Below are 26,457 nucleotides of genomic sequence, written 5' to 3'. Positions count from 1 at the left end.
CTTGGGCCGGATCAATCACAACACGGGGCCGATGGTGGCGATGACATTGTGCCAGATGCGTTCGTGTCGGGGCCATCCGCGCACCGCTTCAAGCAGCACAGGATCGGATTGCGCGATATACCCGGCCTGCCTGTCACAGACCGCTTGCGTGATGCGGGCGTCCTGCAAAAGCACGTTGTTTTCATAGTTCAGATCGAAACTGCGCAAATCCAGATTGGAGGAGCCGATCAGCGTCACTTTATCGTCTATTGTCAGCGTCTTGGCATGGAGCAGCCCCGCTTTGAACTCGTGGATATGACACCCGGATGACAGCAGCCTGCGATAATAGCTGCGGCTGGCGGCGGCGACAATCCAGCTGTCATTCTTTTGCGGAAAGATCAGCGTTACACGCACGCCGCGATGGGCCGCCGCACAGAGCGCATCCAAAACCGTCGCATCCGGCACGAAATAAGGTGTGGTCAGCGTTATCGTGCTCTGCGCGCAGTTGAAAAGGCTGGAAAACAACTGCGGTGTTGCGCCGTTGCGTTCTGTCGGGCCATCCCCGATTGCATGGGCCGGGAAGCCGGGGGAACGACACTCGACCTTCAAGGCACCGGGATCGAATGCTTCGCCGGTGGCCTGCATCCAATCGCTGATGAACAGCAATTGGTTCTGCGCAACCACGGGCCCCTGAAAGCGCAGCATGATGTCCACCCATGGCCCAAACCGGGCCTTTGGCAGAAACTCCGGATCGGCACAGTTGCGGCTGCCACAATAGGTGATGTCGCCGTCAATGACGGTGATCTTGCGGTGGTTGCGCAAATCTATCCGGCTGGTCAGCAGCGTGAGGATGGGGCGGTTGAGCGGCAGTGTCACGGCGACCTGAACGCCTGCCTCTTTCATCTGCGTCCACAGCGGCGATCTGATCAGCGCGCGCGATCCCAGCCCGTCGGCCATGGCACGACATGTCACCCCGCGTGAGGCCGCGCGCATTAAGGCTTGCGCCACCTCAGTGCCGGTGCCGTCCGTCAGCCAGATGTAATACAGCACATGTACGTGGCTTTGGGCGCGATCAATATCGGCGATCATGGCGGCATTGGTGGCGCGTTCATCCGCCATCAGTTCCGCCTGATTACCTGCCATGGGAAAGAACCCGTTGATGGAACTCGCGTAGCGGAATGCGGATTGGTAATAGGGGTCGATCAGGGCCTCGCAGCCCCCCGCGTCGCCAAAGATCACACCCGCCTGTGGTCGTATTTCATCAAAAACCTGTTTGTGCCGCTTTTCCGCGTGATGGCCGAGGTCAACCTCACCAAACAGAAAGTAAAGCCCGCTGCCAACATAAGGGACAACGGCGAGAATGATAAACCACGCCAGCCGCGCAGGCGGCGACAGGTCATCGCGCAACAGAATGCGCACCGTGAAAGCAGTAACGACCATAAAGTGCGCCAGCAAAAGCAAGGTCATGGCTCGGCCTTTGTGAAATCCACGGTGATCACAATTGGTAGGTGATCTGACGCGCGTACCGCAAGTGTAGACTTGTGCACATTCGAAGACACAACGCGCAGACCGGGGCCAAGCACAAACAGATCAAGCGCCGCTCTGGGTCGGGCCGCGTGAAAGCTCAGACCCGGTGAGACGATCTGCGCATCTGAGCCAAAATCAAGCCGCTTGAGGTTCCATTCGTTGAAATCCCCGGCAAGTATCACAGGATGGGTTTGACCCTGCAAAACCTGCCTGAGCACATCAACCTGTTTGCGCCGCGTCCCCGGTGTCAGGCCAAGGTGCACGCCGATAATCTCAACGCACGGGTCAGCGATCTGCACAGAGACAGCCCCGCGCGGATCAATCGACGGCAGATCAATGCGGCGCGCGGCGTGGCTGTCATAGCGGGATCGCAACAGTATCGCGTTGCCGTGCCACCCGTGGCTGAGCGCGCGGATGGAAAAGTCAGGCAACAGATAACCCAGTTCACTTTCCAACCGTTCGATCGGCAGCACCCCTGCCCGCGTGCCGGTTCTGCGGTCAGCCTCTTGTAAAACAACAACATCTGCGTCGATCTCAAGCAGAACTTCCGCGACCCGCTCCGGGTCACGCCGCCAGTCGAGACCAACAGCCTTTCGAATGTTGTAGCTTGCAATTTTCACAGTTTGGACTTCGGTTTCACTGTAAACTCGGTTCCTTCGCCGCCAGTCACTAAAAAACGTTGCCCGTATGAGCCCGCAGATACCGTCCGCAGCATCAGGCTAACCCGGGAAGCACGGCCTTGACCCCCGCAACAATCATTTCGACCGCAATGGCCAGCAAGATCATTCCCATGAGCCGTGTCATAATCACACGCATCGTTTCGCTGAGAACCTTACCGAAAAAGGATGCAAAAAAGAGCACAACGAACAATAAGGTCAGGATAACGCCGACGATCCCACCAAGGGCGAGCATGGTATTAAGGCCCGTCGTGTGTCCGGCATAAATGATCAGTGTGGCGATGGTGCCCGGCCCGACAATCACCGGAAATGTGATCGGGTAAAACGCAAGCCCGGTTAAGTCTTGCATATGGTCTTGTTCTTGTTCCGTGCCCTGATGGGATGTCACGCTGTTGCCGTTCAACATCGACCAGGCGATATGTGACAGCACGATGCCCCCGGCGATGCGAAACTCATCAATGGTAATGCCAAAAAATCCGATGATCTGTTGGCCCGCAATCAGGATGACAGTGCACATAACGGCTGAAAAAACCGTGACTTTCACAGCAAGTGTGCGCTGCTGTGCGACGGTAAAGCCCGCCGTAAGCGCAAGAAATATCGGCAGGTTCACAAAGGGGTTCATGATGGCAAACAGCGCACCGAAAACTTTGATCAGTTCGGGATAGTCCATAAATCACCCTTGGCTTTCGGTCCCCGCGCAGCAGGTCTCTCGTCTGGAAACAACAGTGACCGTGCCCCGCTCACATGCAAAACGCACACCTTGCACATGTTTTGCAAAACACCGTCGAGGCGCAGTCCGTTATGTCCAGTATCTGGCAAAAGCACCTTTTGAGGCACCATAGTTTTTGCCGAATGCTTCGGGCGCGTCGCAAAAGGCAACGACATGGCGTTCTACTTTTGCGGATTCAAGCGCTGCAACAGTCTCGCGCACAGCGGCGCGGGGGCTGCGATCATAGGCCGTCACCAAAACATGTGCATTCAAATGCGCCGCAATTCTGGAAGCATCCGGCACGCTGAGAACGGGCGGGGTGTCAAAGATGATGATTTCATACCTCTGGCGCAGCGCTTCGATCAATTGCGAGAACCGCTCCACCTCCAGAAGGTCGGCCGGATTGACCTGTGACTGACCGCTTGGCAGCAAGTCAAATCCGGAGGATTGCGTTATAATCGCATCCGAAGGATCGACCTCTCCGGCGATGACCTCATGCAGGCCGGGTTGATCGGGGGTAATTCCAAGACTTTTGGACAAAGTGCCCGAGCGCATGTCCCCGTCAACAACGATCACGCTGCGGTCAATCTTTGAAAAGCTATGCGCCAGCGCTTGCGTGACCAACGATTTACCTTCACTCGGCAGCGACGAGAAAACACCGGCAACAAGCGGCCCGGTTGCGTCCGCGCTTGACACAAGCCGGTGGCGCAAGGCGCGTATACCATCAAGGAAGGGCGACGCCTCTTTAGAGGACAAATCCAGCGTTCCAGGTAGGTTTTTACCCCCTTTGCCACCGTGCGCCGAGGGCAGCTGAACGACACAATCGCTGCCCGTGATTTCCGCCAGCTCGGAGACGCGGCGCACGCGGTCGTTGGCGGCTTCGCGCACCAACACATGCGCGATGCCGATAAAGAGACCCAGAACAGCCGCGATGGCCACCATGCGACGACGCCCCTGGGCATCCGTACGCAAGGGCGCTTCGGCCGTGGCGAGAACCTGCGCACCGGCGTCCCGCAATCCGGTTTGGATCGACAACTCCTTGAGACGGGCCAGTGAGCTTTCATAGACCTGCGACGTGGTTTCAACCTCTACCTCCAACTGCCGCAGACCGACCATGAAGGCGTTGGCTTCGGCAATCCGTTCCTCAATGGCATCAAGTCCATTGCGCAGCGCCGTGTTCAACTGTTCGAACCTTGAGCGCTCTGTCTGCAACGCGCCGAGCAGCGTCTCAACGTCCTGCGCAAGGGTGTCCGCACCAATGGCCCGACCCAAATTGGTCCGCTCCATGCGCAAGAGTGTTTCGTTTTGATCAAGCGCATCCCGCACCGCTTGGAAATCGCTCGCAGATGTGGCGTTCAGCACTGCAAGTGCGGTGTCCAGTTCATCCAGCGACGCCTGTGTGCTCTCCAGCCTTGACCGGACGTTCACGGTTTCGCCCGCCAGATCGTTGGCGGATTCCATCGCGGAACTGGTGGCACCCGCACTATAATCCTGCAAAAGCGCCTGATCAGCCTCCAGACGCAAGCGCAGTTCGTTGACCCGCGTTCTGAGGGCACCGGCAGCGCGTTCCGTTTCGCTTTGCCCACGTTCCAGTTGGTAATCGAGATAGGCATCGAGATAGGCATTTGCGATGGCTGCAGATTTTTCCGGTACGGTCGTCGTTGCACGCAGCACGATCACATTTGTTCCCGGCAAAATGCTGACTTGCGTGATCGAGGCCAGCCAGTCCAAAGCGAACTGACGCACGATGCTGTCGGGGTAAATCTCTGCCTCAGGATCGTCTTCGAGGATCGCGATATTCGGGTTCACCTCGGGGTCATTGGTCAAATCCAACCGCTCGATCACCTGAAGCGCTAGGCTGCGCGACCCCAGAATGGTCAATGCGTTTACGATCGCCCCCTGCGTCACCTCGATGTCGCCGGCACTGTCAAATTCGACGATCTCCAGATTCCCGCGCGCCAGAAGCATCTGCGCCTCGGCGGTATAGGTATCGGGCGATCGCAACACCAAAATCGCAGTCAGCAACGTCAGGATGAAAGCCGGTAGCAAAATACGCAGCTTGTTACACCACAAAAGTCGCCACAACGCCACGATCCCAACCGGAGAATCATCTTGGTCGGGCTGTTCAGGGAAGGTGTTTCTGGGCGTATAATGCATCTGGATTACTCAATCATCACTTTGTATTGCCATGCCGACAATTTCATACCGGCGTCCGCTGGCCCCGTATGAAGCCAAAAATTATCTGCCGCGTTAATAAGGCTGTTTGTTAGGGCATGAAAGAGCAAATGGCTTTTCCGTCCAATTGGGCGTCAAATGCACGTGAGAAGAGAGAAAGACGCTCAGGTTATCGGCATTATTAACCTATTGGGCGCGAATCTGCTTGCCATTGCTTGCGCCGTGCAGGCGTTAAGATGTAAGCCCTGTGGGACACCACGCAAAGACTGACGGATAGGCATTGTGCGATGACGCTACCCAATTATTTTTACGGCGGCCCACCAAAAGCAGGCTCTTCCTGGATTTACAGTCTCTTGGCCGCGCACCCCGAGGTTTTTGTTCCAGACGGGAAATACGTGCAGTTTTTTACGGATTTCTATGATCGCGGGATCGACTGGTACGAACAGCTTTATGATCAGGCAACGCCCGAGCAGACGGCACGATGTGATCTGACCACGGACTACCTTTTTGTTCCCGAAGCAGCAGAGCGGCTTGCAAAACACATTCCAGATGCGCGGGTTTTCTTTTCGTTGCGCAACCCGGCAGAGCGCGACTGGTCTGCGTATCAGCATCTGTTGCGCACAGGACAGGCCCGCGGTTCGCTTGAGCAGGAGGCCGATACCGCGCACCGCCTTTTGTCGACCTGCAGTGCGTATTCCGACGCGATTGAACGATCCTGGCGGCTGTTTGGCAAAGAAAACACGCATATCCTGTGGTTTGACGACATCAAATCGAACCCTCAGGCGGCGGCAGATTCGTTGCATGATTTCATGGGCGTGTCCCGCCGGTTGATTGACGCGGATGACGAGGGGGCCAAGAATGTGGCCCGCGCGGCGCGTAACCCCTATGTGAACGGTATGCTGAAGCAAGGTGCCGTCGCATTACGTGCGGCTGGCCTGAGCAAAGTGCTTGGCAAACTCAAGGACAGCGCGCTGGTCGACAAGGTCCTCTTTAGCAAAGACCGGGTTCCAAAGCTGCGCGATACCCCTGATGCGCTTGCTTTTCTGACCGAGAGGCATGCCGCTGAAATCGACCGGCTCGAGACACTGTTGTCGCGCGATCTGTCCACATGGCGAGGGCGTCCGTGACAACGCGCGCGCGGACGAACAGCGTATCTGACGCTTTGGGCGCACTGAGTTGGCGCGTTTATATCTTTGCTGTTCTTCTGAGCTTTTTCGTCGTTGTCGAACCTGCACCAACGGATTTGGTGTTCATGATTGCGGTGGCAATCTTTTGCTTTTCGCGACCTGTCACCACAAATTTTCTGAGCGGGTCCGCGTTGCTTGGCGTGTATTTATACCTCGCGTTTTCCGTTCTATCGCTCATCTTTGTGGAATTCGTTTTTGTGTTTGCCGTGCGGGCCGTCGCAATTGAATTCTACATGATTGGGCTTTTCGTCATGACCGCCTATTTCGTGAAAACAAGAGGCGATCAGGCTTTTGCAACCATTCTGGGCGCGATGGCGATCGGCGGTATTCTTGCGTCATTCGTGACGCTTGTGGCGTTGTTAGACCTCATTCCCAACAGCGAAATTCTGTTTCGCGGTGAAGGCGCAAGGAACCGGGTCAAAGCGACCTTCAAAGATCCGAACGTGTTTGGGCCCTTCTTGGTGCCGGGCTTCTTGTTTTTGGCTTGGGTCGTGGTGGAATCAGCCCGTTTTCGCCTGTTGGCGCTCGGGGCGATGGGTCTGGTGACCATTTCGCTGATCGCGACTTTCTCGCGGGGTGCATGGGTTCATGCGTTTATCTCGCTGTCGGTCTTCAGCCTTGCTCTGCTGATCTACCGCCCCACTGCGCGCGCGATGTTCACGGCCATCGTCTGGTTTGCCATTATCGCCTGCTGCATCGGTTTGCTGTTTCTTGATCAGATCACAACACGCCTCGCGGATTCCTTTTTCGCGCAGCGCCTGTCCCTGCAAAGCTATGACACATCGCGCTTTGGCTATGTCGCAGATGCGGCCCGACAAATCTGGGAGCATCCGCTGGGCATCGGGCCGTTTCAGGCGCGTTATGTTTATGGGTATCTGCCGCATAACACTTTTGTTGCCTTTGCCATGCACAATGGCCTCTTGGCCTGTCTGGGCCTGATCCTGATTTATGGCTCGGCAATGGCCCGGTGCATCATCAAAGTCGTCAATCAGCAGCCCGGCTGGACAAAATATGCACTGGTCTTTTCGGTTCTGCTGGGGCTTGTGGTGCTGATGCAGGTTGTGGGCGCTATCCACTGGCGGCACATGTATCTGGTCTGCGGGCTGGCCTTCGGGACTTATACAACAGACACACTACTGGTGGCCTCAAACAAGCTGAGCAGGCGTAAAGGCGTTGCGCGTCGCCGAAACTGGCAGCCTGCTGAATGACCACGATCAAGACCGGGGCCCTAAAAAGATGAAAAAACTCATGCTCGGCAGCGTTTTGTCCGCCGGTCTGAAAGTCGCAAGCGCCGGACTGACATTCCTGATGTTCATGCTGCTTGCCCGCGTTTTGGGCGCGGAAGAATATGGGTTGTTTGCCTCAATGTTCGCGCTTGGAACGATTGGCGCGATCACGGCACTCTTTGGACAACACACGCTCAGCATCAAAACGCTGTCTGCACTTGGCGACGGTCCTGAACGCGCAGCGGACCGGCGCTTTGCCCTTCGACGCAGTTTTCAGATCACGCTGGTTGGCGCCGTACTCGTGATCGGCGCGATCCTGGGGGCAGGCATGGCTGCCCCGGTGTTGGGTTTTGACGTTAATCCCGTCTACCTGATCGGAGCCTGCGCGCTGGTCATCCCTTTTGCGCTGGCCGAACTGGTGTCGCATCAATACCGCGGCTTTGGCAGTATTCTCTGGGCGCTGGCGCCGCGCGACGTGTTGTGGCGCGCAATCGTCCTTTTGGCCTGTCTGGGTGCGGCCAGTCTGCCGTTTGTGTTCCGGGATGCGTTTACAGCGATGATTGGCATTTCGCTGGTGTTGATGGCCCTCGTCGTCGTGCAGCTTATCGCGATGCTGATCCGCTATCGCGACCAGTTTGCGGCCCAACCGGGTGCTCAGGTCACCGCCACCATGCCGTGGGGCGTGTCGGCGTGGATGTGGGTCGCATCGCTCGGCACAATGGGCGCGAGCCTCAATCTGTCCGCCGCCGCGCTGTTTTTGCCCCCCGATCAGATCGGGGCCTATTTCGCGGCCCAGAAAACATCGCAGCTTTTGCAATTGCCCATCATCGCGATCAACATTGCGGCGACACCTGTTTTCGCCCGGCTTCACAGCCAAAACGATATCAGCGGTCTGTGCGACGTGGGCCGAAAACTTGCGATGCTGATCGCGGGGCCACTGGCCATCGGGGCCGCCATTCTGATCTTTTTCGCGCCTGATCTATTGTCCCTCTTTGATCCAAGCTTTGCCGCTGCGGCGCTCGCGTTGAGTATTCTGGCGGGCAGCTACCTCTTGATCGGGCTGGGTGGGCCGACCCGACCCCTGATGTTGATGAGCAATGGGGAACGTCCCGTGGTGCGCATGACCCTGATATCCGAGGCGGTGGGCCTGATGCTTATTCCTATACTGGTGCCTGCGTTCGGGATTGTTGGTGCCGCGCTGGCCGCACTGGTTGTGCGTGTGCTGTTCACCCTTCAAACCGTTGCATGGTGTCGCACCAAGCTCGGCGTTGATACATCCATCCTATCTTTGTTGCCCGGCGGCAGGCAGACGGGTTAAAAAGCGCCTAGTCCATCGCATAGCCGTAGCGGCGCGCCGCTGGCCCACAAATCAGCTGTGCCAATCTTTGGTCGGTCTGCGAGATGTCATCGCGCCACGAAGTGTTGGGATCAAGCGTGATCTCCCCCACAACAAACCGCGACGGGTTGCCGCTGATGGAATGCTGGGCATGCACAAGTGCTGCACGACCATTCCCAACCCCGGTTTTGTCCGACACCGCCTCAAACAACGGTGCTGCACCGGACAACAGCGACTCTTGCCAGTTTTCGGTAAAATCCTCGAAGCGTATCCGGAAATACATGTCGGGTGCCAATTGCGCAAACCGCTCGCATTCGGCATTCACCACCGCCCATTGCAAGAGTGAGCGTGTGGAAGAATATCGCGGAAACAACTGCCCCTCCGGCGCGTCCTGGCGCTGTTTCGTTTTTTTCCACGAATGCAAAACAGCACGCGGGTCGCGAACCAAATGCAGGAAGGCGACATCAAAGGAACGTTTCGGGTAAAGCAGGTTTAGCGCGTAAAACGGGCTTTTGGACGCATCAATCAGTACCCGACTTTGGCTTTTTTCAAAAGCCGCAGAATAAAGCGCCATCAAAAGGTCAAGGTCGGTTGCACTGCGCTCATAATACGTCTGACGAGACCGGTCATTGTGCAGCCCGGGAAACTGACGGCGTCGCGCCCCACTGCCGACAGAGCGCACCAAGGCCCGCGCCCGGTCCGGGCCGATGGCGTTCAGCGTTTCTGTGCCAAACGGAAGTCTCGCCCAGAAGGCACATTCTGAAAACGCGCGTTCGCAGCCACAGATGCCATTATCGATGACACCACGGTCCCAAAGATAGCGCACCTCGCCCATGGATGCGGATGCGGGCATGGACCCGAGAATATTCGCCATGACGGAGCTGCCACTGCGGCCCCACCCCAATATATAAACCGCCAGGGGGCGCGGCTGTTGTGTGAACCCAATCGGTGAAGCGCTAGACATCGGCAGCCCGTATTCCAGCCGCTGCATTTGCGACATGCCGCGCAAGCGGAAATTGGCAAAAAGTAATGGTCATAAAAAGAGCAACCAGAAAATTCTTGCACCTAGCAGTGGTGGAGGGAGCCCATTGGGTCAAGCCCTCGAGGCAAAATCGTCCGAATGTCGCCAATACTCTGCCGTCAAATCATACTATTTTGAAGACAATGCGGTTCTGGGTATATTTCACGCGCCGCACACTCTGGACAAAACTCGTGAAACCGGGGCAGTGTCTGCTCGTCAAGTGAAAGGGTAAAACGATGTGCTTAAATCGGGTCGGTGTTTGTTATGGGTAAGTCTTTGACGCATATTCTGGGACGTGCGGCGGGCACCTTCGCACTTGGGCTGGTCTGCGCATTTGCAACGGGTGCGGTGGCTGAACCTTATCGGCTCGCGCCCGGTGATCGTATTTTGGTCCAGATCATCGAGTTGGATAACCATTCCTACATCGGAACAGTCGACACAGCGGGCGAAATTCGCCTGCCCTATTTGGGCACACATCTCGCTGCGAACAAAACGCTTGATGAGTTGTCGCAGGATATTTCGCTGGCTGTGGCAGGCCGGCAAATCCGTTCTGTCCAGAACGGCATATCCTCGGTGATCGTACTGGATGAACAGGACATTTTCCTTGATATCGACACCTACCGTCCCGTGACGGTGGTCGGGGCCGTTGCTGCACCGGGCCGCGTTCCTTTTGAACCGGGCCTGAACGTGCGTGCCGCCATCGGTTCGGCCGGGGGTAACGCCCTGGCGGGACAGACAGAACGCGTTGACCAACTGGCGAACTTCCGCACCCGGCAGGCCGAGTTGCGCGAGACCGAAGCCTGGCTTGCGGCCGAACTCTGGCGCATCGACGTCATGCTGTCCGGTGCGGACAGTGACGCCCCGATTGATGAAGAATTCCAGATTATCGTTGACCGTCTCGACAGCCGCGATGTTGAGAACTTTCGGCGGATGATTGATGGCGCACGCGCGCAGCTGGACCGGGAACGCGAAGACAACGCAGCACGCATCGTTCTGACCAAGAAACGCACGGAGTTTCTTGAAACCGCGCTGTCGCAGTTTCAAACAGCATCAGAGATCGAAGAAGAAAGGCTTCAGGATGTTCTGCAGCTTTCGAACCGTGGGCTGACCACCGTCAACTCTCTCGATAATGCACGCGAGGGGGCGCTTAACGCCTCGTCACGCTTGCTGACAACACAAGCCGACCTCGCCGCCGCAGAGAGCGAACTACAGTCCCTGATGATTGAAAAACAGGGGCTGGACGCCGATTTCGTTCAAGCATTGATGGATGAGAAAGCCAAGTTTGAGCGCGACTACGACGAAGCGCGCGCGCGCCTGACCAGTCTCAATCGTGAATTGGCGCTCGGCACCTTCACCGTTGAACAGGACGACTCCACAGAGCTTACGTTCATCCTGCACCGTCAAAACGGGGCGAGCGAGACAAGCACAGAAGTCACGCCGGACACGCTCTTGCGCCCCGGCGACGTTGTTGAAGTGATCTTTACCTACAACTGAAAATAACGCGTCAGGATGGGCAGTTCAGCGCGGGTTGCAGGTCGCCATTGTCTTGCACCTCGGCACCGATTTTGTTCCAGACATCCCCACCGGATGACAGGATGATGTTACGCTCGACTTTGACGTCTTGTGCGAAATCTCCGATACCGCCCAGCCGCACCGCGTCCCGTTTGACGCCGCAAATGCAGTTCTCGGCTATGGTGATATTGCTGAACTTACCGATCCCGGCGTCGTCCTTGTGGCGATAGACCATGATGCCGAAACCATTGCTGTCAAAGACAAGGTTATCGACCACCTGAATGCGATCAAGGTTCGGATGGAGCGGATCACGCCCCGATTCTCTCGCCAGAACGATCCCGTTCTGGACGCCAAATACGGCGTTGCGCCGCACGTCAATATTCGCGACTGTCCGGCTGCCTGAGTCAATATAAATGCCGTGCCGATCGATCCCATGCATAACATTGTCCGTGATCGACCCGTTGATCGCCCCTGCCTTGGCGTCAATCCCATACTGGCGTGTATCGAATATGTAATTGTTTCGGATCACAAACCCATCCACGCCGCCGCCTAGGGAAATAGCTTCATTCACGCCTTTGGGGAAATTCGTGTTGGTCATCCTGTTGCCCTGAACCAGCACATCGAACAAACGGTATTCATCGACCTTGGTGACATAGCGCATGACGATTCCGCCGACATAGATCGCAGAGTTACCGGTCGTATCAATGTCGTTGTTGAGAATACGGATGTCGCGCTCTCCTTCATCGGTGCCTTCGACAAAAATCCCATCGCGGGCGGCATTCTGCAGACGGAAACCTGAGACGGTAATATGGCTTGCACCGCGGATTTCGATTAACCCCCGTGTTTCTCTGCCCGTCCCATCGATCACGGCGCGCTCTGCGCCATCCGTTTGCGCCGCAATGATAATCGGGGCCGACGGCGTACCCGACGTACGCATCACGACAGGTCGGTAGTTTCCCGGCTGCACAACGATTTTGTCCCCGGGGCGCGCATTGTTCAATGCAACCTGCAACTGTTGCAACGGACGTGCTTGGGACCCGTCCCCTCCGCGCGCAGCACGATCGGACACAAAGACCAGCCGGTCAGGGTTTTCTTCGATGACCGGAACACTCTGCAGAGCCAATAGATGCTGCGCCATGGCAGGCGTGCTCAGGCCCTTGTTTGCCAGCATTTCCAGTGCACCAACACACCAGCCCCCAGCCTGATTTGACGCCTGAACAGGCGACGCAAAGCTGGCTGCTAACGCCAACAGCGCAAAAATCAGATGACGACTGCCCTTGAAAATGGCGCTCATTTTGACACGCTTCATAGTTTATTCATTCCATTTTGACCCAGATCATCTCAATCACCCCGCTTTTGTCCATATTGCTACGAACTTATAGATATAAAACCGCATCTGGGCACTGGAAGCCATCGCGTCACAGACTTATCAATAGAAATGAGCCGTTTTTTCTGGCAAACGTAGCCGAACCCTAGGAATTGTAAGCACCCAATGAATTCCAGCCTCAATACAGCGGAAATGCGCCTGCATGTCGCCTTTGCTAAAATCGGCTTTACGCAAGATGAACAGCGGGCGGCCGAATCGCTCGCACGGCAAGTCACCGACTGGGACAGCTTTGTGGCGACAGCCATGCGCAACTTCAGCCTGCCCAACATGCGGATGCACCTTGGCCGCATGAACCCTGATTGCGTACCGCAAAAGGTGCATGACGAACTAAAAACTGCTGCCAATGCATCTGCTATCCGGAACATGTTGCTCGTTTCTGCCCAGCATCAATTCAAGGAAAAATGCCTTGATCCGCTTGGTGCGGAGGCGTTGTTTTTCAAAGGCATCAGTCTTGTAAGTCAGTATTACCCGGATCTTGGATTGCGACCTTGCCGAGATATAGACGTTCTGGTGCGCCCCGAAACGCTGCGCCCTATCGTGCTTACCGCGATTGAAGCCGGATATCAGTTTGTCGTGCCGGGCCAAGCGGAGCATCCGTTGACTGAACCTTCCGAGATTGACGCGGCCCTTCATTACCGCAACGATGCCAGCCTTTTGACGCCTGAAGGCATGGCGATTGATCTGCAGGTCAAGCTGGATAAATACTCCGGAATCTTCGCGCGCGAGGATGTCTTTGCGCAGGCTATACCCGCCGTGCTGGGTGGCAAAGAGTTCATGACAATGCCGCCTGCATTTCTGTTCAATTACCTGTGCCACCACCATGCCCGGCATGTCTGGTCCCGGCTGCACTGGCTGAGCGATATTGATGCGCTGGTCAATTCACCTGATTTTGACGTTGATGAGGCCGTGGCACTGGCAGACAAGCTAAATCAGCGCGGCACGGTTGAGGCCAGCCTTGAAATGCAGCGGCTCATGTCACCCGAGCAATCATGGGATGACGCGCCGGAATTGTGGCGGGGTTTCAAATTTCTGGAACTCAGCCTGCGTAATTTGTCTGGTGATCTCGACCTCGAAAAACGTATCGGTTTCAACATGAAGGGCGGGGAGTTCATGTTCGACTGGCAGGCGGATGCCAGCCTCATTCGCAGAGCGCGCCTACGTCACTCGCTCCAAGTCTGGCAGCCGACGATCCGCCAATACACACGGTTTCCACTGCCACGCGGTTTACGCTGGCTCTATGTTTTCCCTCGTTTTATTCACCTGATGGAACGAACCCGTGACCGCGGCGGCAAAAAAGCGGACTGATCAAAGCGCGCATCACGGGCAGCATATTTACACTGGGCTCGCGCATCGCGCAGCGCCGTCACGACCAAACAGAAACTTTTCAAGGACATCAGATACCATGACGCAGCCGCTTAGAATTGCGCTTGTTCTGGAAACCTCTGGCGGCGGGTCCGGGCGCCACGCGCTTGATCTTGCCGAGGGGCTCGCCCAGTCTGGCCATGATGTCACGGTGATCTGGTCAGCCGTACGGGCGCAGGACGACTTTCGCTCAAGGCTGTTGGCCATGGAGGGGGTAAGCAACCTGCCACTGGCCATGCACCGCGCGGTTGGATTGGCAGATGCAAGCAGTCTGCGCGCACTCAAATCACTGCTGCGGATACAAGGGCCATTTGATATTATACATGGCCACAGCTCCAAGGCCGGCGCATTGATACGCTTGCTGCCACGCAGTATCCCCGGGGCGAAGATTTACACGCCACATGCGTTTCGCACGATGGACCCGGACATGGGCGGGCGGGCCAGACGCATCTATGGCACCATCGAACGGGTGCTGGCCCCGCGTGGTGATCAAATCATCACCGTGAGCACGGCGGAATATGAACACGCCATCGGACTTGGCATCAAAGCGCAGAAACTGACCACCGTGGTGAATGGTGCAGCCCTGCCCGATGATGCCGACCGCGCAGCAGCACGCGCCTTTATGGGGCTTGCGCCGGATGACGTGGCGGTCGGATTCATCGGCCGGCTGGATGCGCAAAAAGCACCGCTGCGTTTCGTCGAGGCGGTCACACTGGCAGCACAGCACGCCCCGAAACTGCGGGGGCTTGTGATTGGGGATGGATCATTGCGCCAGGCCGCTGAAGAGATGAATACCGCCAACGCCATTCGGTTTTTGGGATGGCAAAATGGACCTGCCCTGTTTCCCGGCCTGGATGTGTTCTGCATGACCAGCCATTACGAAGCGATGCCCTACACCCTGCTTGAGGCCCTGCATGCCGGGGTGCCGATAGTGACCACTGCCGTTGGCGGCGTCGAAGAAACCGTCGTTGAGGGCGCAAACGGTTTTGTGCTGCCAACTGATAGCGGTGCATCCGAAATTGCCGAGCGGTTGGTCACACTCGCGACAGATACCGAATTACGCCACGCCTTTGGCGCCGAGGCGCAACAGATGGCTTTGTACCGCACGGTGCAGGCCATGGTCCAAGATACCATACGCGTATATCAGGCGGCCAGCACGCAAGGCTGACAACGACATGCGGTGGCGCACTTGTCATTGAGTGGCTGCGCGCAGGCTGAAAGACGCCCCCTGCGCTAGTAAAGCCCCACAATGCCCGACGCTGTCGTGCCTGTTTGATGCACAACCGTGCAGCGGATCGGGTAGATCATGCCGGGCTGAACTGATGTGAGGTTAACCGTTTGACCATGCGCCATTGTAACCGTCAGGTTGCCTTCTGTTCCCACGTAAACCGCGCGCGTCACGTGTGACAGGGGTGTGCCATCATCTGGCGCAATCTCAAAAGCCCCAAAAGCAGGTGCATTCAGGCCGGGGCTATGGTGTTTGAAAGGATCAGACATTTTCACTCACTTTGTTTGGGAAGATTGACGGTTTGAGCGTGACCTTATGCCCCCAGATGTCCTTGCAAATTGAAAACCCACCGAACGCCTGATTAGGAAATCCGTGCAGGGCGCGTTGTTTTCGCGCGCGCCAATTTTCCGAGCGCTTGGTTTCTTTGCCGCACGACGCCATGATTCTCAGGAAAGTCGCCTTTGTGAATGCAGTCTACTTCCGACAGAGGGATCGGCGGTCAAAAGGTGGGATCGACGAACTGCTCAATGGTCTGGGTCAGATCGTCCAACCGGGACAAGTCCGCGGGCACCAACAGTTCAAATACGGGCGCTTGAGACACAACCGCACCACAGCGTTTAAGGTGACTGATCAGGTGGTTCTGCCCCAATCGGGTTTCACCGTAGCGGGCCATGAAGGTATACCGCAACACCGTTTCAAGCGCCTTATGCGGTGGCAACCGAACGGCCTGCGGCGCGCTCACGTCGTCACTTCTGCGCAACATGAACAGGCTGCCCAATGGGACTGCCGCCTCGGCAATCGGCGTTGCCATGCGCTTTTGTACTTTGGGCAATGACGGATGGATAAGCCTGTCACTCGCCTCATCGCCCAAACCGAGCGCTTCGATCGAGTCTGGCCAGAGTTTCATGCTGGAAAACCCGGGCTGGACCGTCAGCGTCTCATCTTCGGACAGGGTCCGGCCCACGGCCACCAGATCATCCGTGATCGGCACATGCCCGCGCGCTACCAATGCGGCGCTGGTCGTCGATTTCCCGGCCCCCTTATCCCCCAAAAAGAGCGCTGCATGACCTTGCACCGACACAGCACTCGCGTGCAGGCACAAAACGCCACGCCGCTCCAGCACCAGAGACATGACGAGGCCCAGAAGAGCCTGCGACACCAAATGATCTGACACACCGTCCTGAGGGTCAATTCGGACCGTCGACGGGTCGTCGATGCAAAACGCACCAACCGCGTTCCAATTCATATACTGCTTGTCGGGCTGAATATCGAAATAGGGGTCGATTTCCGGTGGGCGCGACGGGCGCAGACCCGTTGTGCGGAGCACGCGCACCACATCACTGCCCGCAACAGGGTCAACCGGTTCCAGCACATCACACAGAAAATCCGACGCAAGCGTGAGTCCAAACACAGCGTAATAGTGAGGTTCCATCAAATCAATATCCCTTTAGCCTGTGCGTCACACCACCCCTTAAGCCCTTTAATCCAATAGCTTAGAACAGCCAGTCGCCACAACGCTCGAATTGCAGCCACGTCTGTGACTTCACGCACAATTACTTGTTTGCGCAATTGCTCAGCGGCATCAACACTGACGAAATCGCTCATTGGCTCGAAAAAGCTGACTTCTTTGTCACTGTAAAAATTGCGCACCACATCAAAAATTTCGTCTCCAAATTCCGCTTTATCTGCCCGTGTTCGGATACTCTCGGGCAGAATATCACGCATCGCTTCACGCAGAATCCACCTGCTGCGGCCATCGCGCAGTTTCATTTCAGCGGGAAAGGCAAGGCACAGCGAAATAACACGACGGTCGAAAAACGGGTATCTGGGCAACACCTCGGCAGCAGTGGCGGAGCGGTGAAAAACTTCAAACGCCTGCGCCATCAAAGGGGCATTCAGTGCCCTTAAATGCGTCAGGCTTTCGGCTCGATTGAAATCCGCCTTGGTTTTCAAAAGCGGGTCGGGTGCATATCTCTCAGTTGCGGCAATTCTTTCCTGCAGATCCGACGTGATCAGCGAGATTGGCGTTCCTGACCATCCGGATATCGACGAACGCTTTGTCTGATAGCGCGCCAGCTTGAGGAACAGCCTGCGCAGCGGGTTTCTTGGTCCCATTCCGCTATAGTGGGCAATATGGCTGGAAAAAAGGGCGAGAAACGGGAGACTATGGACCTTCGCCGCACCGCGTGCTTCGCGATAAAGCAGCGAGAATTTTCGATGTGTCGCCAGCTCGACCAAACGACCGTAGCCATGCGAAATGACCTCATCCCCGCCGTGCCCATCGATCACGGCGCTTAATCCCAAGGCACGTGCATGGGGATAGATTTGCCGTGCTTTGGGCAGGCCCGGTGCCAGAAACAAATCCATCTGTTCATCAAGGACCGTGGCAAGGTCATCCAGCGGCGGCGCACCCGCAATCGCTATTTTGTGCGGGATGCTCCCGAATGTCTCATTCGCCGCATCGATATAGCGCGTTTCGTCATACGCCTTGTCTGCGCCATAAACAAAGGACACCGTTTGCACAGGAGCGCCCGACTGTTTTGCGGCAAGCCCGGCAAGTGCCGAGGAATCCAATCCCCCGCTCAGCATCGCGCCAACGCTCCCTTCGGGGCGCATACATGCAAGGGTCGCCGCTTGCAGCGCGTCACGCAATTGCTCGGCGCAATCTGTGCTCACGGTTTCTTGCGGTATCTCCAGTTTCCAATACCGCCGGGGCGACACGGTTTGGTTTGCAGGATCAAGCTTATGTGCCGGCGGTAGCCGCAGCACAGCATCAAAGGCTGTCCTGTCAAAATCAACTTCATCGCCCTTGATGAAATCCGCAATCCGAACAGCATCGGCGCTTAATGCGACACCAGACAAATGCAGACATGCGCGCAGATCCGACGCACATGTCACCGCGCCATCCGAGACCGTATAATAAAGCGGGTAAACGCCCAAGTGGTCTCGGTATGCCTCAAAACGACCTGTTTCCTTGTGGATGAAAACAAGTGAAAACGAACCGTAAACGGTGTGTATGAAATCCTGACCCTTGGCCAAGCGCAAATCGAGCAGCAGTTCCAGATCAGACTTTTCAGCAGCCTGCTGTGGGGACATATCAAGCTGATGAGTGACGCCATCACGGTCCTGCAGAAACGCGAGGCCACATGCACCCCAGTCCGCAGCCTCACAGTACCCTGCATCCCCTGTCGTGGCACCATCGACACCAGCCATGGGCTGCGTCAGACGCCATCCCTGATCCTGCAGGCGCGCCAGACGCGCAGGCTCAACCGGAGGAGCGGACGCGGATCCAGCAAGGGGTATCCGCAAGACAAACGAATGCATCATAAAGAGACGGGGGGACGCACGGGCGTCGGCAAATCAAGGATCTTGTTAAAATCCAGCACTGTGCCTTCATTTCCTTCGAGAACAACCTGCGCATTCCAACTCAGCCATGCATGCGCTTTCAGAGTCGTTTCATCCTCTTTCTTGAGACCCATTGTGATTGTCGACGGTATGCCCTTCCATGACAGGATCGCCTGACAGGAAATCGTCTGCGTCAGGCAGCTGGCATCCGGGATAAATCGAGAAATCTGAGACACGGCATGCGTCACACGCGCCACCGTCGCCCGCCGCGCCATCTGCGGATCATCCGGACACGGGCGCACGAGGGCCGTCCGGATACGTTGATACCGCGTGACCCAAAGACCGACGCGTACCACCAGAACAATCAGCAGACTTAAACTATAAATCCCTGCCCAACGAATAGCGCGCATGTATCACTCGGCCTCATTCGGCACGACCTTGACCACATTCGCCTCAACCATCTGGCCCACAAGGGATTCGATGTCTGCTCTGCATTGATCATCCGTCACATCGAATTTTTCTGTCACAATCTGAACCATCTCATTCAAAGATTTAGGTTCGGACAGGCCCAGCCACAAGGCCGACGCAGTGGCATTCATCGTAAAATACGTATTGGTTTGAAGATGCAGCAACGCTCTGTCCCCACCAATATCGCAATCAACAACGTCAGATTGCGCGACATAACACTTTTCAGATACCATAAGGTCGATCCACTTTAATTCTATTTGGTGTACGACACCGGAAACGCAGTATGCGTAAAGATTGCTTGAAACGGTGATCACGTAAACCACAAAAAGTTATGGGAAAACGTCGCTTTGGCAATAGTACAAAAAAATGCCGGAGACCGGTTTACCCGGACTCCGGCGGAGTTAACTTAGACTGACGCCAAAATAGCGTCGAACCTGCCGATTAGGACAGTGTCAAGTCTGCGAATGGCGTGCCAGCTGGGAACGCTGCGTCAAGGGAGGAACCTGTGGAACCACCTTTTGTTACAGCTTCAACTTTGCCATGCGAGCGCAGTACAGGCGCTTCGTATACAGCTTTAGTCATGACTTCTCCTTCAAATATTAACCAGAAATAGTTAACGCGTATTAACTATATCGGTCTTCTAGGGGAATTCTCAAGTTTTATTATAAGGCTTTAACGCTTTTTCGCCTATAAACTGCGCCATGCTTAATATTTAGGACATGGATTCTAGCTCCGGTAGCCACGTCCCTGCCTTTCAAACATTTCAGCATACCGCCCGTTTTGGCCAATAAGTTGCGCATGCGTGCCTTCTTCGACAATTTTTCCGTTGTCTAACACGTATGTATAGTCTGCTTGCCGGATCGTGGACAGCCTGTGGCTGATCACCAAAGCACCGCGCCCCTCGAGCTTATCGCGGAAGCCGTCAAACAGTTCTGCCTCCGCATTTGGATCAATTGCACTGGTCGGTTCGTCCAGAATGATGAATTTCGATTCGGGAAACATCGCCCGCGAGAGCGCAATTTTCTGCCACTGCCCGCCAGACAGCTCAACACCGCCATCAAACATGCGCGACAGCACCGTATCATACCCATGCGGCAAATCCTCGAGAACCTCATGCGCACCCGTCAATCGCGCCACATCAAGCAGACGCGCGTCGTTGCCGTCCCGGCCCAAATCGGCCAGTCGAATGTTGTCCCGTCCCGTGTAGGCAAATTGAACGAAATCCTGGAAAATGACACTGAATTGCTTGCGATATGCGACCGGGTCAAAGTCCTGAACATCCAACCCGTCATAGGTCACATTGCCTTCCTGAGGGTCGTAAAGACGGCACAAGAGTTTGATCAGCGTTGTTTTACCGGACCCATTACCACCCACAAGCGCAGTAAACTGCCCCGGCCGGATGCGCAGCGATACATCTTCCAAAGCCGGTTTCTCTGACGTCGGATAAGAGAAAGTCACATGCTCAAGGGCAACGCCTTGTTTCACTTCCGCAGGCAGTGGTTTGGGAACCTCACCGGTCGCCATCACAGGCTTAAGATCGAGGAATACGAACAGTTGATTCAGAAACAGCTGATCATCATAGAGCCGGGACAGGCTCATCACAAAATCCCGACCCGCGGTTTCTGCGCGCACCAGCAACAGGACCACCATGATCAGGTCCGAAAGCTCCGCCTGACCTGTGGAAAAACGGTAGAGGATGAAAGCGGCAGAGGCAAAGACGACGAGCGTTCCCACGACTGAGACGAGGCTTTCCGCGATGGATTTGCGGCGCTCAATCGCAAGGTAGTCTTTGCGCACCACCTTGCGGATTTTCATGTATTGGGCGCGCAGATACGCGCCAATATCCCACAACCGGATTTCTTTGGCGAAGGGTTGTGACGTCATCAGCCAGTCTGCATAGGATGCGTGGCGCTCTTTTTGCACAAGTCGGCGCTGGAGTAAAAACCGCTGCCGCGTGAAACGCACCTGCACCACCAACATTAACCCGACAGCAATCAGGCTGATGGGCAACAACCGCCATTCCACAATGAACAACACGACAGCAATGCCCGCGAGCATCATGCCACCCCGAAACACATTCAGCGCATTTGCGATGACCTGTGCGGGGCGTTGTGCACCTGCCTGTCGCGCCCGCTCAAGACTGTCATAATAAAGCGCACTGTCGTAAAAGCTGAGATCAGCGGCCACAGCGCGTTCCTGAATGGCCCGGTTCACATAGTCGCTGACAACAAATCCTTGTGCCGCGCGAAAGTAATTTGCCACCGAATGCATGATACGGCCCGCCAGAAACAGGCCCAAGACGATTGAAATCGCCGCAAGCACGCGCCCCATATCGACACCATCACTCGCGCTTGCAGACTGGGTAATATCGTCAACGGCGAGTTTGACAGCCAATAGCGCGCCGAGCGCCAGCATGATTTCGAGCAGGGCAGCAATAAAAACGAAGATACCAAGCCGCTTGCTGCTGTATTTCAATAGCGCAATGACTTTGCGCCACAAGGAAAAGTAGCGTTCGATCTTTCCGGTAATAGAGGGGGTTTTGGCCGACATCTTGTTGTACCTTTCGACGGTCTGTTTAAGACCGTCGATCACGCAATACCACAGTCAAATTCTTGGGTGTCGCGTTAAGAACTACAATGTCATGATCGATTGTTGATGCACGGACGCATATGCGTTCGCCCGTTAGCCTATCGTCCAGTCGCGCCCACAACGGACAGGCCAGTCTTTGCAATAAGGCGCAGGTCCGTAAGCAACGAAATGTCTTTCGCATATTCGACGTCGAAGTTCACACGCTCATCATAGGTGACGTCGTTGCGTCCGGAAACCTGCCATAGTCCTGTAATGCCAGGTGTCATCGACAGATAGACCGGACGGTGCGTTCCATATTTGTGCAACTCAACACGGACGATGGGCCGGGGTCCGACGAAACTCATCTCTCCGCGGATGACGTTCCATATCTGAGGCAGTTCGTCCAAGCTCGTCTTGCGCAAGAAGCGGCCAAGACGGGTAATGCGGGGATCGTCATCCAGCTTGTGATCTCTGGACCATTCCTCGGCTGCGGCAGGGTTTGCCTTCAGATGCTCACGCAGCTTTTCTTCTGCATCCACAACCATGGTGCGCAGTTTCCAGCACCTGAATACTTTACCATTGCGTCCCACACGTCTGTGTCCAAAAAACCCGCTGCCACCATCGCGCTTCGTCATCAGCCATAAAACAGCGATCAAAGGAAACAACACCGGAATGATAGCCAGAGCCAAGACCAAATCGAAAACGCGCTTGCCAGCGATTTTATACGGAGCAAAACCGTCAGAGGTTTCTTCACAGTGCTCAAGCTTTTCTACTTCAGCGGGGTGGAACATCGCCATAATCACTCTCTCCTTAAACATCTATTTAAAGAACTTAACTAATCCTTAACCTTTTCTCGGCCAATTTTAAGTTAAACGGAAGCAAAAAATTGCCTAATCTCAAAAAAGGTCGACTTCCCGCATAGGTAGTGGTTAATTTGTTGGCGTTCTGGTCAATTGCTTTCACCCGAATGGTCCCCGCGACCCATGAACCCTTTGGTTTCAACAATTTCAGGATGGTTTTAGCCGGTGCGATTCGGTAAAAATAATGCGGCCGAACTCTGTGTCAGACAGTGCTATCAGCGCTTCAAAGCCAGAGACATGCGCAGTCGGCTTGTCAGAGTTAACAAAGGTAACTTGCTTGATCACGACAGTCGTTCGACGACGATCTTGCGCATTTTCGCAAACAGTAAAGCGCTTAGCCAGTTCAAAGGGGGCGCAAAACGCTGACTCGCAAACTGCCAGCTCCAAAGGAATTTCCACACCCGCAAACTTGTTCACCCTAGTTAGTAGTTTTTGCAATCACAGGAAAATTGTGGCTATTCTGGTAAGAGGCATACCAATTTGAAAGTGCCGCTCCCACCGGCACAGAAATAGAAAGCGCCTCGACCGTGAATATAGAAAAAGTTAATCACGATATGGTTGTTAAACTCTCCCAAGACCCGCATGGCACCCGCGATGGTGAACGTGAAAAAGTTCTCGAAGTGGCCATTGGCCGTGAGGTGCGCGGCTATCGCAAGCAGCAAGGTATCACCGTTGCCGAGTTATCCGCCCTGACCGGGATCTCCATCGGGATGCTCTCCAAGATTGAAAACGGCAATACGTCACCCTCGCTGACAACGCTCCAGACGCTTGCCAATGCCCTGTCGGTTCCGCTGACCAGCTTTTTCCGCCGGTTCGAGGAAAGCCGTCTCGCCGTGCACACCCGCGCAGGCGAAGGCGTTGAGATTGACCGCGAGGGCACCCGCGCCAATCACCAGTATAAATTGCTTGGTCACATCGGCTCCAATGCGTCCGGCGTCATGGTAGAACCCTACCTGATCACGCTCACGGCTGAATCTGACGTTTTCCCAACGTTCATGCACGGCGGCATCGAAACCATCTATATGCTTGAGGGCGAGGTCGATTATCGTCACGGCGACGACGTGCACCCTCTTAAACCCGGCGATACGCTATTTTTCGACGCGGACGCCCCGCATGGCCCGGATAAGCTGGTCAAATTACCGGCCCGTTATCTGGCCGTCATCAGCTACCCCCAAAACACGTAAACCGTAAGACCAAGCGCCGCCGTTACTTTTGCAACGGTGGCTCTGTGTCCAGTTCCGGCCAGATGCCCAAGGACGTGGGCAGGCCATCGTCAAACTCTGACAGGTAATCGAGCATCAGGGGCCGGTTGTCGATAAAGCCTTTGTAGGTCGCAAGTTCGTCGGGCAGATCACGGATCACGCGGTGCAAACGCCGGCCCCATTTGGGAACGGTCATCAGGTCCTGAAAACTGCACAGATAGCACCGGATCGGAAACACCAGCGCGTTGGAGCGCGGCAGCCTGAAGAACGTTTGCAATTCAACGCGTAAATGCTGCTTTGCGCCTATATTTTCCGGCGTCAGCGTCGTTTTCTGAATGCCCCATTTGTGGTAGTTTTCCGGCGATGTATCCAGCAGCGGGTTGACCGTCATCGTCCAGTTCAGGCGACGCGCAGGCGCGCCTTGCTGAATGTTCAGAAGGAATTTCAGCGCCCTGACGAAAATCCCTTTTTCATGGGCCAGCGGCACCGGTGCGTGCCACTCGAAAAAGTTCATGCCGATGTCGAAGTCAAGGCTCCAATCCGCTTGCGTCGTCACCATCCCCGCATCCATCCAGAGATTGTCATCGCGTTGATCCAAAACGCAATAATCGCCCTGCGCCTGCCGGGTGATGTATTCCATGGGACCGTAGGGCAGCGTTGTTTCATCCATGAATGTAAAGCTGTCATCGATGCCCAAGGGCTTGTTAACCCACCGCCACTTGTCACCATCGCGGTGCAGTTCGAACAACTCCGGATAGTCTTCCGATTTCGACACCATAATCAGTTCAAGCAAGTCCCAGCCCGCCAAAGTCATATGAGGCAGCGACTGACAGCGCAGCGGGTCATCGGCCAGCACTTTTGCACGGTCGCGCATCTCTGAGACGTAATGTTCATCCACATCGAAGCGTTTTTCATAAACACTGTCTGCAGGTCCGCCGCGATGCTGTTCCATGTTCACCGCATACATGTAGCTGTCTTTGTCAAATGGGAACGGAAAACGCTTTATGGCCCGTTCCGAATTGTGGAACGAGTAGTCATCGCGAAAAGTTTCGTCGTTGAATTGAATGGTCATTCCGGGCCTCCTCAGCGGTCCAGCACGAGGGTCTTGCCCTCAAATCGCGATACACAGGGCATGATCTTTTCACCGCTGCTATGTTCATCGTCATCCAGCCAGTGATCGCGGTGGATAAAGTTCCCAGCATAATCAATCACGCGGGTCTCGCACATGCCGCAGGCACCGCCGCGACACAGGTAAGGTGCATCCACGCCTGCCCGTTCGATGGCTTCAAGCAGGCTTTCCTGCTCACCGACCTGAATAACCTTGTTCGATATCGCCAGTTTGACCTCAAACGGTTTTCCGGGCTGTGGGGCCAGAAACTCTTCGTAGTGGACCGCCTCACGGGGCCACCCCAGAGCTTCGGCCTGTCCGCGCACCCATTCGATCATCCCCTTGGGGCCACAGACGTAGATATGCGTGCCCAGCGGTTGGCCATCCAGCAGGTTTTCCAGATCAATGACCTGATCCTGATCGTCGTAATAGACATGCACGTCATTGGGGTGCGTTGATGTGAGTTCGTCCACATAGGACCCCAGCGCCTTGGAACGGCAGGCGTAATGCAACTCCCAAGCCCCATGCGCCCGGTCCAGTTGTTTAATCTGTGCAAGAAACGGCGTGATCCCGATGCCACCTGCGATCATCAGATGCTTTTTGGCCCTCAGATCAAGGCTGAACAGGTTCACCGGGTTTGAGATCACCATCTCATCCCCCACTTCGACCTTTTGATGCATGAACAGCGATCCGCCCCGCCCCTCGTCATCTCGTCTGACGGAAATGGTATAGGCCGTCTGATCAAACGGATCAGACATCAGCGAATAAGGGTTCAGCCGCGTGATGTCGCCATCCTGCATCTCAACCACCGTATGCGCACCACCGGAAAAGGTCGGCAGCAATCCACCCGCGACCGGCTCAAAGCGGAACCTTGTCACGAGGGCGTTCAGCGGGGTTTTTTCGGTTACGCGAACGACAATCTTCTCTGCGCCACTCATTGGTAGATCGCCTTTGGCTCAGGGACGTTGCCCGGGTCTTCCGCGTCGATACACACGCCCTGATAGGCGGCCAGCCTGCGCGAATAGTGGTCGCGCACAAACAGGTTCAGCCCACAATGAGAACAGACAAAGGGATCGGTCTCAACGTCCTCGGTTATACCTTTACAATGCACGCACTGCATGCGCCGGGCAACAGACCCACGATGTTCGGTCTGGATGGCCGTATGCGGAATACCAGCCTGCATGGCCTCGTTCTGGGCCTGCCCCATCAATCCTTCAGTGCCCGCGAGATAAAGTTGCAGGCCCATATGGGCATCCTGCAACACGCGGCGGATGCGCGACACGGAGGCTTCGTAAGACGGCCCCTCGTAGAACTGCGCAGGCTCAAGCGCGCGCAGTTTTTCTGCATACGCCGTGCCTCGCGCGATAAAAATGATATGAGTTTTTGCCATCAATTCGGGTGTGGCGACGTCGATAATGGCTTGTGCCCCTTCCGCATCAGCGATCATCAGGTGCTGCTTGCCAGGGCGCGCCTGCAATGTGCCATAGATCGGGCGGCTGCGAATGGATGGTGGAAATTCAAACTTCGACATGATGTCCTCTCGGCAGAAACGGGCGCGCGATAACGCGCACCCGACAACG

The 26,457-nt window shown here is 55.7% G+C and carries 25 protein-coding genes; 7 read left to right on the top strand and 18 right to left on the bottom strand.

The annotated features are described in order from the left end of the window. Positions 1–15 precede the first annotated feature (15 nt). The 4 genes from cls to K5Q35_RS14075 all read right to left on the bottom strand — a co-directional run bounded on the left by cls (position 16) and on the right by K5Q35_RS14075 (position 5,049). Positions 16–1,446, bottom strand: coding sequence for a cardiolipin synthase (gene cls / locus K5Q35_RS14090; protein ID WP_220800007.1), 1,431 nt, complete (start codon positions 1,444–1,446; stop codon positions 16–18). Next, positions 1,443–2,126 carry an endonuclease/exonuclease/phosphatase family protein gene (locus K5Q35_RS14085; protein ID WP_220800006.1) on the bottom strand — a complete coding sequence of 228 codons (684 nt, stop codon included), beginning with the start codon at positions 2,124–2,126 and terminating at the stop codon, positions 1,443–1,445. Before K5Q35_RS14085 ends, cls begins: the two co-directional genes overlap by 4 nt. Before the next feature lie 94 nt (positions 2,127–2,220). Then, positions 2,221–2,853, bottom strand: a complete 633-nt coding sequence (locus K5Q35_RS14080) for a MarC family protein (protein WP_220800005.1) — start codon at positions 2,851–2,853, stop codon at positions 2,221–2,223. 129 nt (positions 2,854–2,982) lie between these two features. Further along, on the bottom strand, positions 2,983–5,049 hold the full coding sequence (locus K5Q35_RS14075; RefSeq protein ID WP_220800004.1) for a polysaccharide biosynthesis tyrosine autokinase: 2,067 nt from the start codon (positions 5,047–5,049) through the stop codon (positions 2,983–2,985). Between the two features lie 305 nt (positions 5,050–5,354). Here K5Q35_RS14075 and K5Q35_RS14070 point away from each other — a divergent pair, with 305 nt between their 5' ends. From K5Q35_RS14070 to K5Q35_RS14060, 3 genes are read left to right on the top strand one after another with little or no spacing between them, the layout of a single operon-like run. Then, on the top strand, positions 5,355–6,194 hold the full coding sequence (locus K5Q35_RS14070) for a sulfotransferase (RefSeq protein WP_220800003.1): 840 nt from the start codon (positions 5,355–5,357) through the stop codon (positions 6,192–6,194). Beyond that, positions 6,191–7,462, top strand: coding sequence for an O-antigen ligase (locus K5Q35_RS14065; protein WP_220800002.1), 1,272 nt, complete (start codon positions 6,191–6,193; stop codon positions 7,460–7,462). The genes K5Q35_RS14070 and K5Q35_RS14065 overlap by 4 nt, the downstream gene beginning before the upstream one ends. A 28-nt stretch (positions 7,463–7,490) precedes the next feature. Next, positions 7,491–8,798 (top strand): lipopolysaccharide biosynthesis protein, encoded by a 1,308-nt coding sequence (locus K5Q35_RS14060; protein WP_013960576.1) that lies wholly within the window; start codon positions 7,491–7,493, stop codon positions 8,796–8,798. Positions 8,799–8,805: 7 nt separating this feature from the next. On the opposite strand, the gene K5Q35_RS14055 is transcribed toward K5Q35_RS14060, so the two are convergent. Then, a complete protein-coding gene (locus tag K5Q35_RS14055) occupies positions 8,806–9,780 on the bottom strand; it encodes a sulfotransferase (protein ID WP_220800001.1) in 975 nt (324 codons plus the stop codon). Positions 9,781–10,101: 321 nt separating this feature from the next. Here K5Q35_RS14055 and K5Q35_RS14050 point away from each other — a divergent pair, with 321 nt between their 5' ends. Next, positions 10,102–11,331: a polysaccharide biosynthesis/export family protein gene (locus K5Q35_RS14050; protein WP_013960573.1), complete on the top strand. Its 1,230-nt coding sequence runs from the start codon at positions 10,102–10,104 to the stop codon at positions 11,329–11,331. A gap of 10 nt (positions 11,332–11,341) precedes the next feature. Here K5Q35_RS14050 and K5Q35_RS14045 read toward each other — a convergent pair whose 3' ends face one another. Then, positions 11,342–12,658 carry a nitrous oxide reductase family maturation protein NosD gene (locus tag K5Q35_RS14045; RefSeq protein WP_220800000.1) on the bottom strand — a complete coding sequence of 439 codons (1,317 nt, stop codon included), beginning with the start codon at positions 12,656–12,658 and terminating at the stop codon, positions 11,342–11,344. A gap of 183 nt (positions 12,659–12,841) precedes the next feature. On the opposite strand from K5Q35_RS14045, the gene K5Q35_RS14040 reads away from it, so the two are divergent. Together K5Q35_RS14040 and K5Q35_RS14035 are read left to right on the top strand one after the other, a co-directional pair. After that, complete coding sequence (locus K5Q35_RS14040) at positions 12,842–14,041, top strand: nucleotidyltransferase family protein (RefSeq protein ID WP_013960571.1); 1,200 nt, start codon at positions 12,842–12,844, stop codon at positions 14,039–14,041. A 97-nt stretch (positions 14,042–14,138) separates the two neighbouring features. After that, positions 14,139–15,266, top strand: a complete 1,128-nt coding sequence (locus tag K5Q35_RS14035) for a glycosyltransferase family 4 protein (RefSeq protein WP_220799999.1) — start codon at positions 14,139–14,141, stop codon at positions 15,264–15,266. A 65-nt stretch (positions 15,267–15,331) separates the two neighbouring features. Here K5Q35_RS14035 and K5Q35_RS14030 read toward each other — a convergent pair whose 3' ends face one another. From K5Q35_RS14030 to K5Q35_RS13990, 9 genes are all read right to left on the bottom strand, one after another. Continuing rightward, positions 15,332–15,595 (bottom strand): hypothetical protein, encoded by a 264-nt coding sequence (locus tag K5Q35_RS14030; protein WP_013960569.1) that lies wholly within the window; start codon positions 15,593–15,595, stop codon positions 15,332–15,334. A 230-nt stretch (positions 15,596–15,825) separates the two neighbouring features. Further along, positions 15,826–16,758, bottom strand: coding sequence for a hypothetical protein (locus tag K5Q35_RS14025; protein ID WP_220799998.1), 933 nt, complete (start codon positions 16,756–16,758; stop codon positions 15,826–15,828). Further along, positions 16,758–18,635, bottom strand: a complete 1,878-nt coding sequence (locus K5Q35_RS14020; RefSeq protein WP_259650543.1) for an asparagine synthetase B — start codon at positions 18,633–18,635, stop codon at positions 16,758–16,760. Before K5Q35_RS14020 ends, K5Q35_RS14025 begins: the two co-directional genes overlap by 1 nt. 14 nt (positions 18,636–18,649) lie before the next feature. Continuing rightward, positions 18,650–19,081, bottom strand: coding sequence for a lasso peptide biosynthesis B2 protein (locus K5Q35_RS14015; protein ID WP_220799997.1), 432 nt, complete (start codon positions 19,079–19,081; stop codon positions 18,650–18,652). A 3-nt stretch (positions 19,082–19,084) separates the two neighbouring features. Further along, positions 19,085–19,372: a PqqD family protein gene (locus tag K5Q35_RS14010; RefSeq protein ID WP_220799996.1), complete on the bottom strand. Its 288-nt coding sequence runs from the start codon at positions 19,370–19,372 to the stop codon at positions 19,085–19,087. A gap of 208 nt (positions 19,373–19,580) precedes the next feature. Continuing rightward, positions 19,581–19,721, bottom strand: coding sequence for a lasso RiPP family leader peptide-containing protein (locus K5Q35_RS14005; RefSeq protein ID WP_085977357.1), 141 nt, complete (start codon positions 19,719–19,721; stop codon positions 19,581–19,583). A gap of 144 nt (positions 19,722–19,865) precedes the next feature. Further along, positions 19,866–21,689, bottom strand: coding sequence for an ABC transporter ATP-binding protein (locus K5Q35_RS14000; RefSeq protein ID WP_220799995.1), 1,824 nt, complete (start codon positions 21,687–21,689; stop codon positions 19,866–19,868). A 137-nt stretch (positions 21,690–21,826) separates the two neighbouring features. Continuing rightward, entirely contained in the window at positions 21,827–22,504 is a 678-nt protein-coding gene (locus K5Q35_RS13995; RefSeq protein WP_220799994.1) for a sugar transferase, read from the bottom strand. A 210-nt stretch (positions 22,505–22,714) separates the two neighbouring features. After that, positions 22,715–22,966 carry a hypothetical protein gene (locus tag K5Q35_RS13990; protein ID WP_220799993.1) on the bottom strand — a complete coding sequence of 84 codons (252 nt, stop codon included), beginning with the start codon at positions 22,964–22,966 and terminating at the stop codon, positions 22,715–22,717. Between the two features lie 155 nt (positions 22,967–23,121). Here K5Q35_RS13990 and K5Q35_RS13985 point away from each other — a divergent pair, with 155 nt between their 5' ends. Then, positions 23,122–23,751 (top strand): XRE family transcriptional regulator, encoded by a 630-nt coding sequence (locus tag K5Q35_RS13985; protein WP_220799992.1) that lies wholly within the window; start codon positions 23,122–23,124, stop codon positions 23,749–23,751. A gap of 22 nt (positions 23,752–23,773) precedes the next feature. On the opposite strand, the gene K5Q35_RS13980 is transcribed toward K5Q35_RS13985, so the two are convergent. From K5Q35_RS13980 to dmmA, 3 genes are read right to left on the bottom strand one after another with little or no spacing between them, the layout of a single operon-like run. Beyond that, positions 23,774–24,841 (bottom strand): DUF3445 domain-containing protein, encoded by a 1,068-nt coding sequence (locus tag K5Q35_RS13980; protein WP_220799991.1) that lies wholly within the window; start codon positions 24,839–24,841, stop codon positions 23,774–23,776. A gap of 11 nt (positions 24,842–24,852) precedes the next feature. Beyond that, on the bottom strand, positions 24,853–25,815 hold the full coding sequence (locus K5Q35_RS13975) for a PDR/VanB family oxidoreductase (RefSeq protein WP_013960559.1): 963 nt from the start codon (positions 25,813–25,815) through the stop codon (positions 24,853–24,855). After that, on the bottom strand, positions 25,812–26,408 hold the full coding sequence (gene dmmA, locus K5Q35_RS13970; protein ID WP_220799990.1) for a dimethylamine monooxygenase subunit DmmA: 597 nt from the start codon (positions 26,406–26,408) through the stop codon (positions 25,812–25,814). The genes K5Q35_RS13975 and dmmA overlap by 4 nt, the downstream gene beginning before the upstream one ends. Positions 26,409–26,457 lie beyond the last annotated feature (49 nt).

Source organism: Roseobacter sp. OBYS 0001 (assembly GCF_019654895.1).
Lineage (GTDB): Bacteria > Pseudomonadota > Alphaproteobacteria > Rhodobacterales > Rhodobacteraceae > Roseobacter > Roseobacter litoralis.
The sequence above is the reverse complement of the archived record's forward strand: the minus strand, read 5'-3'. Positions and strand labels throughout refer to the sequence as shown.